This is a genomic window from Bacillus infantis, assembly GCF_008180445.1.
Taxonomy (GTDB): domain Bacteria; phylum Bacillota; class Bacilli; order Bacillales; family Cytobacillaceae; genus Bacillus_AB; species Bacillus_AB infantis_B.
Genome location: NZ_VTER01000006.1, coordinates 425790 through 440256, shown reverse-complemented (window position 1 = coordinate 440256; position 14467 = coordinate 425790). Strand labels below are relative to the sequence as shown.

At 46.7% G+C, this 14467-nt stretch carries 15 protein-coding genes; 7 read left to right on the top strand and 8 right to left on the bottom strand.

The genetic code is table 11. The features are described 5' to 3' along the window. Positions 1–121 precede the first annotated feature (121 nt). The 6 genes from FZD51_RS13510 (at position 122) to FZD51_RS13485 (ending at position 5456) form a co-directional block, all read left to right on the top strand. Entirely contained in the window at positions 122–1117 is a 996-nt protein-coding gene (locus FZD51_RS13510) for a glycosyltransferase family 4 protein (protein WP_187445749.1), read from the top strand. 46 nt (positions 1118–1163) lie between these two features. Next, positions 1164–2213 (top strand): selenide, water dikinase SelD, encoded by a 1050-nt coding sequence (gene selD / locus FZD51_RS13505; RefSeq protein WP_187445748.1) that lies wholly within the window; start codon positions 1164–1166, stop codon positions 2211–2213. A gap of 120 nt (positions 2214–2333) precedes the next feature. Next, positions 2334–3236, top strand: a complete 903-nt coding sequence (gene phnD / locus FZD51_RS13500) for a phosphate/phosphite/phosphonate ABC transporter substrate-binding protein (RefSeq protein ID WP_148975253.1) — start codon at positions 2334–2336, stop codon at positions 3234–3236. 11 nt (positions 3237–3247) lie between these two features. Further along, on the top strand, positions 3248–4003 hold the full coding sequence (gene phnE, locus FZD51_RS13495; protein WP_148975252.1) for a phosphonate ABC transporter, permease protein PhnE: 756 nt from the start codon (positions 3248–3250) through the stop codon (positions 4001–4003). Positions 4004–4018: 15 nt separating this feature from the next. Continuing rightward, positions 4019–4771, top strand: a complete 753-nt coding sequence (gene phnC / locus FZD51_RS13490) for a phosphonate ABC transporter ATP-binding protein (protein WP_148975251.1) — start codon at positions 4019–4021, stop codon at positions 4769–4771. Between the two features lie 58 nt (positions 4772–4829). Then, positions 4830–5456: a polysaccharide deacetylase family protein gene (locus FZD51_RS13485; protein ID WP_262380914.1), complete on the top strand. Its 627-nt coding sequence runs from the start codon at positions 4830–4832 to the stop codon at positions 5454–5456. Positions 5457–5477: 21 nt separating this feature from the next. Here FZD51_RS13485 and FZD51_RS13480 read toward each other — a convergent pair whose 3' ends face one another. The 7 genes from FZD51_RS13480 to FZD51_RS13450 form a co-directional block, all read right to left on the bottom strand. Next, complete coding sequence (locus tag FZD51_RS13480) at positions 5478–5993, bottom strand: NUDIX domain-containing protein (RefSeq protein ID WP_148975249.1); 516 nt, start codon at positions 5991–5993, stop codon at positions 5478–5480. Positions 5994–6091: 98 nt separating this feature from the next. Next, on the bottom strand, positions 6092–7138 hold the full coding sequence (gene mnmH / locus FZD51_RS13475; protein WP_148975248.1) for a tRNA 2-selenouridine(34) synthase MnmH: 1047 nt from the start codon (positions 7136–7138) through the stop codon (positions 6092–6094). Between the two features lie 217 nt (positions 7139–7355). Beyond that, the gene (locus FZD51_RS13470) at positions 7356–8780 is read right to left on the bottom strand and encodes an FAD-binding domain-containing protein (protein WP_148975247.1); all 1425 of its coding nucleotides are present in this window, start codon (positions 8778–8780) and stop codon (positions 7356–7358) included. 168 nt (positions 8781–8948) lie between these two features. Further along, positions 8949–10043 carry a branched-chain amino acid aminotransferase gene (locus FZD51_RS13465; RefSeq protein WP_148975246.1) on the bottom strand — a complete coding sequence of 365 codons (1095 nt, stop codon included), beginning with the start codon at positions 10041–10043 and terminating at the stop codon, positions 8949–8951. 186 nt (positions 10044–10229) lie between these two features. Then, on the bottom strand, positions 10230–10826 hold the full coding sequence (locus tag FZD51_RS13460; protein ID WP_148975245.1) for a branched-chain amino acid aminotransferase: 597 nt from the start codon (positions 10824–10826) through the stop codon (positions 10230–10232). Between the two features lie 134 nt (positions 10827–10960). Beyond that, positions 10961–12373 carry a flavin monoamine oxidase family protein gene (locus FZD51_RS13455; RefSeq protein WP_148975244.1) on the bottom strand — a complete coding sequence of 471 codons (1413 nt, stop codon included), beginning with the start codon at positions 12371–12373 and terminating at the stop codon, positions 10961–10963. Positions 12374–12534: 161 nt separating this feature from the next. Then, entirely contained in the window at positions 12535–13161 is a 627-nt protein-coding gene (locus FZD51_RS13450) for a flavodoxin family protein (RefSeq protein WP_148975243.1), read from the bottom strand. Between the two features lie 232 nt (positions 13162–13393). Here FZD51_RS13450 and FZD51_RS13445 point away from each other — a divergent pair, with 232 nt between their 5' ends. Then, a complete protein-coding gene (locus tag FZD51_RS13445) occupies positions 13394–13930 on the top strand; it encodes a ribonuclease H-like YkuK family protein (protein ID WP_148975242.1) in 537 nt (178 codons plus the stop codon). Between the two features lie 5 nt (positions 13931–13935). Here FZD51_RS13445 and FZD51_RS13440 read toward each other — a convergent pair whose 3' ends face one another. After that, positions 13936–14400, bottom strand: a complete 465-nt coding sequence (locus FZD51_RS13440; RefSeq protein ID WP_148975241.1) for an SRPBCC family protein — start codon at positions 14398–14400, stop codon at positions 13936–13938. Positions 14401–14467: the final 67 nt, after the last annotated feature.

Genomic DNA, 14467 nt, shown 5'->3' with positions numbered 1-14467 from the left:
GATTTCAAGAGGTATTGCGGTATAATTTTGAGGGTATGTAAATACTACTGATTGTGCATGCTTCAGCGGCAGGCAGCTGTCAGTTTTTCCAGCAGAGAATCGGCATAAAAGGAGTGACTGGATGAAGATTATTTTGGCTTCTCCCAATTTCCATCAGGAACGTGGAAATACTATCACCGTTAAAAGAATATCTGACGGCCTCCGCAGGCTTGGAGCAGATACAGAAATTGTTTCTTCAACAGAAAGACCCGCATCACCCCTTCCACAGGGAGATATCGTCCATGGTTTTCATGCTTACCGCTTTTTCCTTTACAAGAAAGAGCTTGGTATGCCGATAGATAGCTATGTGATCACAATGACAGGAACCGACCTGAATCAGGATCTTTTTCATCATGAAAGGCGGCAGGATGTAATCTGGACGCTTCAGGAAGCAAATGCCGTTACAGTCTTCAATGAACAGGCAAAGCAGCTTCTCCTAAGTGAAGTTCCCGATGCTGAAGCCAAGGTGTATGTGATTCCACAGGGAAGAAGTCAGTTTGAAATGATGGAGCCTGTTTTTAAGAAAGAGCAAAATACATTTGTCTTCCTGCTTCCGGCCGGGATCAGGAAAATCAAAAATGTCCCGTTTGCAATCCTTTCCTTAAAGAAACTCCATGACAGATACCCCCATATCCGCCTGGTGATCTCTGGGCCGGTCATTGAAGATGAAGAAGGATCATATGTGAGAAAACTGGCGGAACAGGAAGAATGGATTGAATATATCGGCCAGGTTCCCCACAGCAAGATGGGAAGCCTTTACGAATGTGCAGATGTTCTCCTGAACACTTCTATTTCCGAGGGACAGCCGGCAGCCATCATAGAAGCGATGGATTGCGGATTGCCTGTATTAGTTTCAGCCAATGAAGGAAACATAAGTCTTGTAAAGCACGGGACTACAGGGTTTGTTTATCAGAATGAAGTCGAATTTCTTGCTTATGCCGAGCGCATGATCAATAATTACGAGATAAGAAAAAAACTTGGAGCTGCTGCTAAAAAATACATAGCAGAACACCACTCTAGTGTATCGGAGGCCGAAAGTCTGCTGAGGATATACAGCAGGGTGCTTTCCCCTTCCTGAACAGTTTGTTTGGGACAGCCCTTGTTTAATGAAAGGAGAGGAAATCATGTCCAGAGAAGAAATCGTCAAATTGACTTCACTATCAACAAAAGGCGGCTGAGGCTGCAAAATTGGTCCTGAGGACCTGGCGCAGGTTCTGCGTCATTTGCCCAAAGCTGTACCTGATCCAAATCTGCTTGTCGGGCTTGATACTTCCGATGATGCAGGAGTATATAAAATAAGCGACGATGTTGCTTTAGTGCAGACGCTCGACTTTTTCACCCCGATTGTGGATGATCCTTATATGTTCGGCCAGATTGCAGCTGCGAACTCTTTAAGTGATGTCTATGCAATGGGCGGAAAACCGATCACAGTCATGAATATCGTCGGTTTCCCTATCAGCACCCTTGATAAGAGCATCCTTGCTGACATCCTGGCAGGAGCATCAGACAAAGTCATGGAGTCAGGGGCTGCCCTGGTCGGCGGACACTCGATCGATGACCAGGAGCCCAAATTCGGACTTTCAGTCACTGGTGTTGTTCATCCGGATAAAATCAGGGCCAATGCCGGCGCTAAGCCTGGCGACCGTTTGATTTTGACCAAGCCGATCGGTGTCGGCATCCTTACGACAGCGATCAAGCGGGACCTTCTTGATAAGGAAGATATTGATCTTGTCATGAACGTGATGGCTGCGCTTAATAAAGATGCCGCAGAAGCTATGGAAAGCTTCCAGGTGAACGCCTGTACCGATGTGACCGGCTTCGGCCTTCTCGGCCATGCGATCGAGCTTGCTGAAGGCAGCGGTGCCGGTGTCATCATCAACAGCGGAAGTGTACCTGTCCTTCCCAGGACTCGCGAGCTTGCCGAACAGAATATCATTCCCGGCGGTTCGAGGAAGAACCACAAATGGCTGTCAGGGCGGATTGAGTATCATCCTGATATTGATGAAACAACCCAGCTGATCCTGTGTGATGCGATCACATCAGGCGGACTGCTGATTTCAGTGCCTGAGGCGGAAGCTGAAGCACTGCAAAAGGCTCTTGAAGAGAGAAATGTCACTTCTGCGATCATCGGGGAAGTAACAGACCAATCTCCCGGGAAGATTAAAGTACTGTAAAAGGACTCGATTCGAGTCCTTTTTTAAGGGGTATGGGATGTCAGGCAGATGCTGCGGCGGTTCTTTCCGCAGCTGCCTCTCTCCCATTACAGCCAACTATATTAAAGAGGTGTTTTAGTGATGAAAAAATGGCTAATGACTGCAGCTGCCTTTACGCTGATCATGATTCTTGCTGCATGCGGTTCAGAGGAAGGCACAGAACAAAAAGAAAACGGCACTAATAATGAAGAAGCTTTCACGATCGGTGTTATACCGGTACAAACGGAAGGTGCAATGGAAACGGCCATGGATAAGCTCCAGTCGATCCTTGAAAAAGAGCTGGACAGGAAAGTGGAAGTTGAGGTTTATCCTGATTATAACGGCGTAGTTGAAGCGATGAACTACGATAAAATCGATATGGCCTATTTTGGACCGCTTACATATGTGGTTGCACACGAAAAAAGCGGCGCTGAAGCAATCATCACTCAGCTGATAGATGGAGAGCCTTTCTATCATTCTTATATCGTCACCCATAAAGACAGCCCGTACAATAACCTGGAAGACCTTGTGGCAGCTGCAGGAGAAATTGATTTTGCCTTCGGCGATATCAATTCAACTTCCGGCTCCCTCATCCCTTCCATCGAACTGCAGGATCAGGGTGTTTATACATCAGAGGATGAAAATAAGTTCAAATCAGTCAGATTCACAGGGTCCCATGATGCAACAGCCCTGGCTGTCCAAAACAAGCAGGTGGATGCCGGTGCGATTGACAGCGCCATCTATAACCAGCTTGCAGAGTCCGGTAAAATCGATGGAGAGCAGTTCAAGACAATCTGGGAATCCGAGAAACTTTTCCAATACCCTTGGGCAGTCCATAAAGATACAGATAAAAAAACAATAGAAAAGCTGCAGGAAACATTCCTGGCGATCGATGATAAAGAAGTGCTTGATGCGTTTGGCGCAACAGGTTTTACCGAGGCTTCCAATGAACAATATGAAAGCATCAGGGAAGCAGCTGTCAAACAGGGAATCATTAACGAATAGAGCTGATCATTGTGTGGTTTAAAAAGCGTAGTATTTTTACTGTTATTCTGCTGGCACTGGCTGTAATAGCCAGTGCCCGTCTTACAGAATTCGATCTTTCGAAATTCCGGGACTTCCGGAATATGATCGATTTTTTATCGCAGTGGTTTCCAATGGATTTCTCGCTGCTGCCCCGGATGCTCGAGGACAGCATGGAAACTTTGGCGATGGCATTTCTTGGGAGCTTCCTCGGTCTGCTGGCGGCATTGCCGCTCAGTTTCCTGGCCGCAAGGAACACTTCCCCATCGAAAGCAGTCTATCATGTAACAAGGCTAGTCCTCAGTTTCGTCCGCTCAGTGCCGGAAATCGTATTTGGGCTGATCCTTCTTACAGCCCTCGGCCTTGGGCCTTTCCCTGCTGTACTGGCCATTCTGTTCCATAATGCAGGTGTGCTTGGAAAGCTGGTATCGGAACTGATAGAGTCTTCAGAGCGCGGACCCCAGGAAGCCATGCGGGCAGTCGGCGCCAAAAGCTGGTTTGCCTCCCTGTTCAGCATCCTGCCGCAAATCTGGCCGAATGTGCTTTCCCAGTTTTTCTACCGGTTCGAGGTAGCAATCCGCACCTCTCTGATTCTTGGCTTTATCGGCGGAGGCGGAATAGGACAGAGATTGTTCAATGATTTCAAGACCTTCCACTATTCGGCCGTTTCTCTCGATGTGCTGATCATTATGATCATTGTCGTGATCGTTGATTTGTTTGGAAGCTTTGTCAGAAATAAAGTGATTTAGAAGGAGGCTGGGCTTATGATCAAGCTGGAGAATGTTGCCGTACGTTATCCGAAGGCTGACTCCCCTGCCCTGCATAACATAAACCTTGAACTGAACCAAGGCGAATTCATATGTGTACTTGGAAAAAGCGGTGCCGGGAAGTCTTCACTTATCCGCTGCATGAATGGGCTCCAGAAGCCTTCTGCTGGGGAAGTATACTTCCAGGGCAAGCCGGTATCCGGCAAATCTGCCGAGGAAGAACGGCTTGTACGGAGGGAAATGGGCATGATCTTTCAGCATTATAATCTCATCCCCCGTCTGACAGTCATGCAAAATGTCCTGACAGGAATGTTTGGCTACAGAAGCACTTTCAAGAATCTGATAGGCGCTTTTTCAAAAAAAGAAATTGGACTTGCCCGCAGTGTGATGGAAGATGTCGGCCTGAGTGAGTTTGCCGGAAGGAAAGTTGAACAATTGAGCGGCGGACAGAAGCAGCGCGTCGGCATAGCAAGGGCCCTGCTCCAGTCTCCCAAGGTGTTTCTTGGTGATGAACCTGTGGCAAGCCTTGATCCCGGGACATCAGAGAGGATTTTCTCGCTTCTTCAGTCCCTTCACAGAGAGCATGGCCTTCTGACCATCATTAATGTTCATGATGTTTCCCTCGCAAAACGCTATGCAACACGCATTCTTGCCTTAAAAGATGGCAGCCTCATCTTTGACGGGAAACCAGATGAATTCACAGAGGAATTGTATGAAAAGACCTATGGGGCTGAATTTATTCCGGTCTGAAGGGGAAAGGAGAATATTTATGACAAAAAGTCCTTGAGTGGTTGATGAGACAAGAGTCGTGTACGACTCAGCAGATACTGAAGTGATATCAAAAATACAGCCCGGTGATAAACAGTCAGTGATTTTAACCTTTGATGATGGACCTGGCAGGCATTTGCATTCCATTTTGGACAGCCTGGCAGCGGAAAATGCGAAAGCCGCTTTTTTCTGGCAGACAAGGCTTCTGTATCCTGAAAGGCCATGGCAGAGAGTGCTCGATGAAGGCCATATCATTGGAACCCATTCATCCCGCCACAAAAATCTGGCTGCTCTTTCCTGTGAGGATCAGTATAAGGACCTGGAAACCAGCAAAGAGAAGATCCGCCGGGTTACCGGAAAGGCGCCGGTATTCTTCCGTCCCCCTTTTGGCCAGTATAATGAAGCTACCCTCAAGGCGGCCAATGAACTCGAATTGATTCCTGTCATGTGGCGCATTGCATCCCTCGATTGGGAGCTTAAAGGAAACCCGGAGAAAATCATTTGCAATGTAACAGATCATCTGGAAGATGGAGCCATTATCCTCCTGCATGAACTAAAGCATACAGCTGATATCCTGCCTGAGCTTTTAAAGGAGATCAGGCTGAAAGGATACAGCTTTGCCTCACTTCAGCCAGGAAAGAACGAACGGAAAGCGCCCGGAGCATAAGCCTTCGGGTGCTTTTGTTTTTTAGTGGTTGATTAGCATAACCTTAAGCTCTTCGAGTACAAAATTTTCCCTTTTAAGCCAAGTATGATTTTTTATTTTCCCGATGGATTTCTTATTTTCTTCTATTGCTTCATCAATAGGCACCCATTTGGGCATGAATCCCAGCTCTGCTTCATATGTATCCAACTGCTGCGGTGCCATAGCGAAATCATTTAATTCACAGATATAAAAATGTGAATTCATTTGAAAGAGGAAGCGGTCATCATATTCGTCGATACGCCTTTCGACGACTTCCCCAACTCTTTCTTTAACCCTGCAGCTTGTGTAGCCTGTTTCTTCTGCAACTTCCCTGATCAGTGCTTCCGAGCAGGTTTCTCCTTCCTCTACCCCTCCTCCGGGAAATTTATAGCCTCCTGTAATGGTCTGCAGAAGAAGGATCAGATCATTTTGTACAATGATTGCCCTGACCGCTTCCCGTATTTTAATTTTCCTGTCTATGTTTGTACAAGATAGGCCCAAAAGTTTGTGAAAAGCCAATCATACCCCCACCTTATCATCTTATTAGGTTAATTTTACCATTAAAAGCAAAAATAAATAGGGCTGCATGACAGCATGCAGCCCTATTTATACAAAATTTATTGCGCAACCGGCGATTGTGATAGGACGTACTCTTCTATCTTTTGGGCAGCATCCTCGATATTTGCGGCGTGAATAGTCACGATCCTGTCTTCCGGATACATTTTAGCTGTATGCGTATAACGGGGATCATAATAATATTCAAGAAGCAGCGCAACCGCTGGCCCATACTCTTCATCAATGAGATTCTGTTCTATTTCGGCAGCAATCGGTGTGTGGATCCTGTTTTTGATATGGCTGAACGCATTAAAGCATGCTTCAGGATGATCCCACGGCTTGTAATCCTCCAGGATATGGCGGACTCTTTCTTCCATCGGCATTTCAATGAACAGCTGGATTCCCTGTTCTTTCTTTTCAATGATGGATTCAGGGAGCACGACCTTACCGACCCTTTTGCTTTCGGCTTCGAAAAACACAAAAGGAGCATCCTGCACCTCAAGCACCTTTCTCAGCAGCCTGCTATCGAACATTTTCTGATTGCTCGGTTCAAGGCCGATATGGCCAAAGATGGAACCGCGGTGCCTTGCAAGGCCCTCGAGGTCGATCACACTATAGTCCTTTTCTGCGAGCTTCTTAAGAATGGCTGTTTTTCCTGAGCCGGTATAGCCGTTCAAGACGAAAGCTTTCGGCTTCAGCTTAAGTCCTTCAAGTGATTCGACGACCCATCTGCGATGCGCCCTTACACCGCCCTCAAGCCGGTATGTGCGTATGCCCATCAAATCAAGGAGGGTGGCAGAGGTTCTGCTCCTCATCCCGCCTCTCCAGCAGAATACGGCTTTGTCGCCTTCAACGGCATTAAATTCCCTGATAAAATCCGGAAGCTTGGCCGAAACGATTTCCAGACCGCGTTCTTTGGCAGCTTCAACACTCACCTGTTTGTAAATGGTGCCGATTTCAGCACGCTCTTCATCATTGAACAAAGGTATATTTATGCTTCCCGGTATCGTGCTGTCCTTATACTCAGAAGGAGATCTTACATCTACCAGCACAAGCTTCCGTTTATTCTTCAGTTCTAAAAGTTTCTCAATTCCTACATCCTGGAACAATTTTTATTCCGCCTTTCCTGCTGCTGCATTCTAAGCTTACCTTCACTGCTATACATAGAAAAGCTGATCACTCGCGGGGAGGATCAGCTGGAAGAACATCTTCTTCAACTGAGGGGCTTCAGCGGATAAAACATCCTGCCCTTTACCTATTATAAAACATTTCGGGGCTAAAAGCATATTTTCAGATTTTCCCTTGAGCCTTGCCCGGTTTGCAGCTTTAATCGAAATCCCAGGTAAGCTGTTCTTCACTTTCAGGAGCTGCTTTTTTTCTTTTAAGTATGTCTTTAGGTTTCTGGTCTTGCTTCTGGTCCGCTATCTGCCTTTTTGCTTGCTTAATTGCTTTCCGTACATCGCAAATGGGAGCCGGGTATCCAAGCTGAAAAAAACCAGGGTACAGCCAAGGTTCGTGTATATATGCCGCATCCACATCCTTCAGCTCTGGAACATAGCGGCGGATAAAGCTTCCATCGGTATCAAGCTCTTTACCCCATTTGACCGGATCAATGATTTTGACGGTTTTTGAGCCGCTCCTGCCAGCAAGCATGCCCATTTGTTTTGTGTGAACAGCAGGCTCGTGGTCAAGGAACAAAAGGGCGAGCTCCAGTGCAGCCTTCTCCCAATCTAATAGAAGAATATTGCAGGCAAATCCTGCCAGCATCCTTCTGCTGCTGTAATTGAGCCACCCGGTTTTGAGCAGGCAGCGCATACTTGCATCGACTGAAGGAATTCCGGTATTTCCTGTCCGCCATTTTTCAAAGAGCTCTGCATCATGCGCTCTGGCGGAATGACTGTCGGCTGCATCCGCTTGTGTTTCTTTTTCCTGCCACTGCAATGCCTCACTCCGCTCAAGCAGCTTTGATTGGAAAAGGCTTAGCTGCTGCTTCTCGCTTTCTGTACAGTTTTCCGCCTTTTTTGCGGCTTCATGATAGGCGAGCCGTGCTGAAATATTCCCGAATGCCAGGTACGGGGAAAGCCTGCTGGAAGAGAAAGAAGAAGCGAGCGGACTTTGATAGTTTTTTTCATAGTTGGCCAGCTGTTCCCCGAGGAAAAATTCCAGTGTTTCTATTCCCCGTTTTTCCCCGCCGTTCTGTCCAAACCGGATGGCCTCTCCTTTAACTTTCATGCCTAATGCCTTCTGAATAGAAAGGTTAAGAAAATCCGGCACCTTTTCCGGCACTCTGACTGCAGCCGGAGGGTCTGTCAGCTCCTCAAGCATTGACTCCTGCCACCCTTTTCTGAAACTGCTCTTGCTCTTTGGTTTTTCCAGCTGGCCTGGAGGAAGGAAAGAATAGAAAGGCAGTCCTTTAGACCCCATCCACTCCGAAGCCAATCTGTCAGTATCCGTATCATATTCCAGGTGGAAATAAAGAGAGAAATCGCCGTATCTTTTCAGTAGCTCTTCGAGTATATCGATGATGGTCCCTTGAGCGGCAAATAATTTTCCTCCAAGACCCCTGAGGCCCTCATCCAGCTGCTCAAGCCCCTCTGCAGCAAATTGGATATGGCGTCTTGAAACTTCCTTCCCGCTTGAAAGCGGTTCTGCTATATATAAAGGGATGACCTCCTCCGCTGAAGCACATGCCTCTGCAAGCGGCCGATGGTCATGAATCCTTAAATCTTTCCTGAACCATACAATATTCATAAGAAATCACTCCGAACCTAGTATAGCGTCTCCATCTATTATACTGAAATAAGAGAGAAAAAGCTGGGTAAAAGAAAAGCGGAAGCGGCTGGACGCAATCCGGAAGCCAGCAATATAAATAAGCCCGGCATTTGCCGGGCTTATTTAAGCATCTTCCAGTATTCAATCTTACACTTTCGCTGCTGCCGGCTTTTCCACCTTCACCGTCCACCCGAAAGGATCCGCAACTCTGCCATATTGGATGCCAGTCAGTGTATCATACAGCTTCCGGCTCAGCTCCCCGGTTTCTCCATTGTTGATGACAAGCTTTTCATCCTGCCAAAGAAATTCGCCGATCGGGGAAATGACTGCTGCAGTCCCTGTGCCAAAAGCTTCCTCGAGCTCCCCATTCCGGTAAGCCTGTGCCAGCTCCCCGATGGAAATCCTTTTTTCCGTAACTTGGTGCCCCCATTCTTCCAGCAGGGCAATGATTGAATTCCTGGTAACCCCTTCAAGAATGCTTCCATTCAAAGACGGTGTGATGATTTCTCCATTCACTTTGAAAAAGACATTCATGCTCCCAACTTCTTCAATATATTTTTTCTCTTTTCCATCCAGCCATAATACCTGGGCATATCCGCCTTTGCCGGCACCCTGCTGGGCTTTCAGGCTTCCGGCATAGTTGCCTCCTGTCTTGGCATTGCCGGTGCCGCCTGGCACGGCCCTGACAAATTCCCGTTCTACAGCAATCTTTACGGGATTGATCCCTTCCTTGTAATAAGCACCCACAGGGGAAAGGATGATGATGAACTGGTAGCTTGCAGATGGAGCCACTCCCAAATATGGCTCTGTGGAGATGACAAACGGCCGTATATAAAGGGAAGTGCCTTCAGCAGAAGGAACCCACTCTTCTTCGATGACCAGCAGTTTTTTGAGGGCTTCAAGCGCCAGGTCCTCGTCAATGGGCGGTATGCAAAGCCTGCTGTTGGATCGGTTCAGTCTCTCCAGATTTTTTTCCGGCCTGAATAAAAGGATTTCCTGATCTTTTGTCCGGTATGCTTTAAGCCCTTCGAAGACGCTCTGGCCGTAATGAAAAATCATGGCTGCCGGATCCAATGTGAGCGGCTGGTAGGGAATGATGCGGGGATCATGCCAGCCGAACCCTTCCTTATAGTCCATCACGAACATATGGTCAGTGAAATTTCTGCCGAATTCCAGCGCAGCTGCTTCCGGCTTGACCTTTTTTTCGTTCCTTAAAGTTACGCTGATCTGGCAATCTGTCATTTTTGAAAACTCCTTTTCTGCTATTATGCTTTGAAGTGATGAAGGGAATCGGGGAAAAAGAAGCAAATGATGTGAATGCGGTATCGCACCCTATCATTTGCACCCTCCCTTGCTTACTTTTCCAATAAATAACCATTAATAATATTCTTAATATTATGGCAATCCTTTAATTAAATGTCAAGAACTTTATCTCTGCTGATTTTGTGCGCCCTCAGCAAGCTTAAAAAGGAATCCATATACAAGACTGTATGCTTCCCTGACTGACAATCCGCCATGAAAACCAGGAAGGGCATCGAGGGAAAAATTCAAATTCCAGATGCCTTCACCTGAATCAAACATCAGATCATAAGCGTCCCCGCTGCCATTAAGCTCTTTATCCAGGCTGTCTTTGAGGTATTTATGGTACTTCTTCTGCAGTTTTAATCCAAGCATAATATCGTAGTTGCCGAACACATCATCCACTTCAAGAGAGACAGCATCTGCACCAATGACATCAAACCATCTGGACTCCATGTATACAAACTCGCGTTTATGCTCACGGAAATAGGAAATGGGCTTTTCCAGAAAATCCGGCGATTCTTCAGCAAGGATCTCTTCTGTTTCCTTATCGCCTCTTTCCAGATATGCCTCCCGGAAGCGGTCTCCCTCATTGCCGATTGTGAATCCATCAGCTGAATCAGAATCTGTCATTCCGAGGTATTCTTTTTCTTTTTCAAATATCAGGGCAGTCCCTTTCTCTTTTTGTTCTTTTTCTATGTAGGAAGCAAGATTTTCTTTTAGCATGAATATTCTCCTTTTTTAGCGGTTTGCGGATTTCTTCCCGGAAATATAACCGGCTTATAAGCAGTATACCATTCCTTTCTGGCTTCACATAACACTAGAATCCGGGGCAGGGCAGAGACCCCGGGGATATAGCTTTATAGAGGACCTTTATGGTGTTCGTCCAAAAGGTCCATCTGCACTTCCAGTGCTGCCCTGCCCCCGCTCTCTACTGCTCCATTCATATAGCCCTGATAAAGGATGGATGTATGCTCCCCGGCAAAATAGCAGCTTCCTTCCTTCTCCATCTCAACTCCTGCAAAACCGCTGTGCTGGCCGACCTTCCTGAAGGAATAGGAACCTCCAGTCCAGCTGCCGGCAATCCAGTAGGATATCAACTCCCTGCCATTAAATTGGTCTGCTGCACCTGTGAACAGCCGTGATAAATCCTGCAGGAATCTCCGCTTATGCATTTCCTTGCCTTCTTTCATTAACCGGACGGCTTCCTTTCCGCCTGCATAATGTACAAGGATCCCGGCTTCCCCCTTTTGTGCCCGGGTAGCTTCAAAGGCAGATTGGAACATATCATTGGTATAGATTGTTCCGGTGCTGGCAAACTTCTCCCATAATCTGCTGCTGAATTGAAAATGCGCTTTTAAATTATGGCCCATGCCAAGCTCTTCTATTGCTTTTGCTTTTAGAGGGCTGAAGCCGCTCTTAGTGTAATCGGTTTGTCTTAAAACAGTAAAGGGAATGGCCATCACGACTTTGTCTGCAAAAACTTCCTTCCTTTTCCCAGCTGATTGAAACCCGAGGAGATATCCGCCCTGGCCAATGGCTTGGATGCTTGTGAGCTGGTGATCATAAAGGATTGATCCGTTCAGTTTTTGCTTTAATTTCTCAATGATCAGGCCGTTCCCGCCCCGCACCCTGTATCTTTCATCAGAGGTGCCGAACACATTGAAACGCGATCCATTCAGCCCTCCTACAAGGCTGATAAGATTAAGGGCGCTCTGTTCTGCACAATCTGCCCCATATTCGATTGTGTATGCATCGCATAAAAGCTGGCCGAACTCAGAGTCAGTTCCTCCCTCTATATTTTGATTGATCCAGTCCACGATCGACATGCTGTCCAGCTCTTTGGCACGCTTAGAGTGCCTGTTATACAGCGGAGGAAATTCGCAAAGCCTGTATTCTTCTTTGACAGTGTCAGCTATCATGCTGTAGAGATCCTCTATCTTATCTCCGGGAATGCTTTTTCCATTAATAAGATAAAGCGGCTTTCCCCCTTTTTTTTCGAAGCTGGTAAGGTCATCTGTCTGCAAACCGAGTTCAGAGATCAAGCCCAGTATTTCTTTATGGTTGGAATCAATGAACTCTCCTCCGCATTCAGCAAACTGCCCTTCCGCAAAAAAAGTCCGGTTTGTCCGGCATCTGCCCCCTGCGTCTGCCTGTGATTCAAATACCACAGCCTCGATTCCTGCCTGCTTCAGCCGGAAAGCACAGGTAAGACCTGCGAGTCCGGCACCGATGATGGCAATAGCATGCTGTTTCATTTCAAACCTGTCCATAATGTCACTCCTGCTGCCAACTTGAAATTGCAAGATATAGCATTCCCTCAATGTCTGTTCTTGAATCCTTATTGCTGAAGGGATTAAGTGTAAATCCTTCTTAGAAAACAAAAAGAAACAGAGCAGCCTGAGGGGAGCTCTGCTCTGTTTCGTCTGTACAGCTATTCTTCAATCACATTGCCTTCTGCAGGGATGGGATGGTTTTTTAGCATATTGGCAAAGTGGAATAAGTTGTAGGCCAAAATTTTTGCGTGCTGTTTAGTAAAACTGTTGTTATAGCCTTCCGCCTCGATGAATGATGGACCCGGGCCGGCTTCCCCTACCCAATAGGCATCCACATTCGGCGGGATGGTAAAGCCGATATGTGATAAACCGTAAATGATGGATTTGGAAGCGTCCTTGGCTCCGTCTTCATTGCCTGTGACAACAGCTCCGCCGACTTTATTATAATAAAGATATTGCCCCTTATCATTTGTCATGCTGCTGGCGCCGTATAGCCTCTCGATTGCCAGTGTGGCAATGCTGCTCTTTTCCCCGAGCCAGATCGGCGTGCCAATGACCAGGATATCCGCTTCTTTGACCTTCTCAAAGATTTCCGGCCATTCATCCCCTTCGCCTTCATCAGCTGAAATCCCGTAGGAAATGTTGAAATCTGCAAGCCTGATGGTTTCTGATTCTACTCCAAGGGTATCAAAGTGACCGATTACCTCATCCATCAGCCGCTGGGTATTTGAGGGCTCTGCCCCTGCTTTTAAACTGCAATTCAGGAATAAACTCTTGATCTTCATAACGGTAGCCTCCTTACGTTCTCTCCTGTTATATATCCTCACAGCAATCCGGCAAACATGGAGATGTGCAGAAAAGGCCATTTAAAAAAAGAACAACATCCTTTGAATACATTAATATAATGTATTACAGCACCTTTAGGCACTTGGGTCCATGTGTACGATTAAAAAGAACCCAGTATGCTCCTAATGCACGGGTTCTATCCATAAACCAACTGAAAAGCGGTGATAAAGAGTGAAACACGGTTATCTTTCTTCTTTCAGCTTTCAGAACCTGCAGGAGCACAATCTTACCTTTGAACAGGTTTTTGAACGAATCCTGCGCTTTATGTCCCGGCAGCCTGCAGGCAATTACAGGCTGATGGTCGGTACAGATTCACAGGTTCATCCCGAGTCGACCCGTTTTATAACAGGGATTGTCATCCAGAATGAAGGAAAAGGGGCCTGGGCCTGCATCAGGAAAACGACTGTCCCCAGGAAGATGCAGCAGCTCCATGAAAGGATTTCGTTCGAAACCTCCCTGACCGAGGCGGTTGTGGCCCTCTTTGATGATAAGAAAAAGAACAGGATGATAGATATCGTTCTGCCGCATGTCTACAAAGGAGCTACTTTTGCGATAGAAGGGCATATCGATATCGGCGCCGGCCCTAGGAACAAAACAAGGGAATACGTAAATGAAATGGTTGCGAGACTGGAGTCCATGGGTCTTGAGCCAAAAATAAAGCCGGACGCCTTTGTGGCATCCAGCTATGCAAACCGTTTTACTAAATAGGCAATTTATAATGGAGTCTTGATTCTTCTGTTATAATTTTCTTCAGCTTTCCGGGCAACAGCCTCAGTAAGCTCCACCGTGATGGAAGGCAGTGATGAACTCAATATGCTGTTGGCCATCTTTGCCATAAGGCCCTCGGCCCTAATGGTCAGGCAGCCGGTCATTATATTGGTCCGGTTTTCTTTTTTTGCCCAGAAATAGCCTTCACCTGAAATTTTTTCGTTGATCCCCTCAAGATTGAATGTAACTTTTTCAGGCTCCTGCCAGGTTACGATTTCCACCTTCAGCTGTATCTTCTTCTTCATGATGCCCACATCTGTATAAAAGCTCCAAGTCGATTCCCGATCATTGATGATCGTATGGTCGATATATCCCGGCACAAGCGGGGCCCAGCGGTCAATATTGCTGACGAACTCCCACAAAGATTCAATCGGTATATTTACTTCTGCCTGATGGCTGCAGCTGGCCATATATCAAACTCCCTTTTCTGAATAGGTTCTATTCCACATCATATTCTGAACCATTTTTCCTTATGCC

Excerpts from the sequence above, each read along its gene's own strand:
- FZD51_RS13510 (WP_187445749.1), top strand. The coding sequence starts at position 122 with ATGAAGATTATTTTGGCTTCTCCCAATTTCCATCAGGAACGTGGAAAT.
- phnC (WP_148975251.1), top strand. The coding sequence starts at position 4,019 with ATGATCAAGCTGGAGAATGTTGCCGTACGTTATCCGAAGGCTGACTCC.
- FZD51_RS13470 (WP_148975247.1), bottom strand. The coding sequence starts at position 8,780 with ATGAATATTGTATGGTTCAGGAAAGATTTAAGGATTCATGACCATCGG.
- FZD51_RS13450 (WP_148975243.1), bottom strand. The coding sequence starts at position 13,161 with ATGAAGATCAAGAGTTTATTCCTGAATTGCAGTTTAAAAGCAGGGGCA.
- phnD (WP_148975253.1), top strand. The coding sequence starts at position 2,334 with ATGAAAAAATGGCTAATGACTGCAGCTGCCTTTACGCTGATCATGATT.
- FZD51_RS13465 (WP_148975246.1), bottom strand. The coding sequence starts at position 10,043 with ATGACAGATTGCCAGATCAGCGTAACTTTAAGGAACGAAAAAAAGGTC.
- FZD51_RS13440 (WP_148975241.1), bottom strand. The coding sequence starts at position 14,400 with ATGGCCAGCTGCAGCCATCAGGCAGAAGTAAATATACCGATTGAATCT.
- FZD51_RS13460 (WP_148975245.1), bottom strand. The coding sequence starts at position 10,826 with ATGCTAAAAGAAAATCTTGCTTCCTACATAGAAAAAGAACAAAAAGAG.
- FZD51_RS13455 (WP_148975244.1), bottom strand. The coding sequence starts at position 12,373 with ATGGACAGGTTTGAAATGAAACAGCATGCTATTGCCATCATCGGTGCC.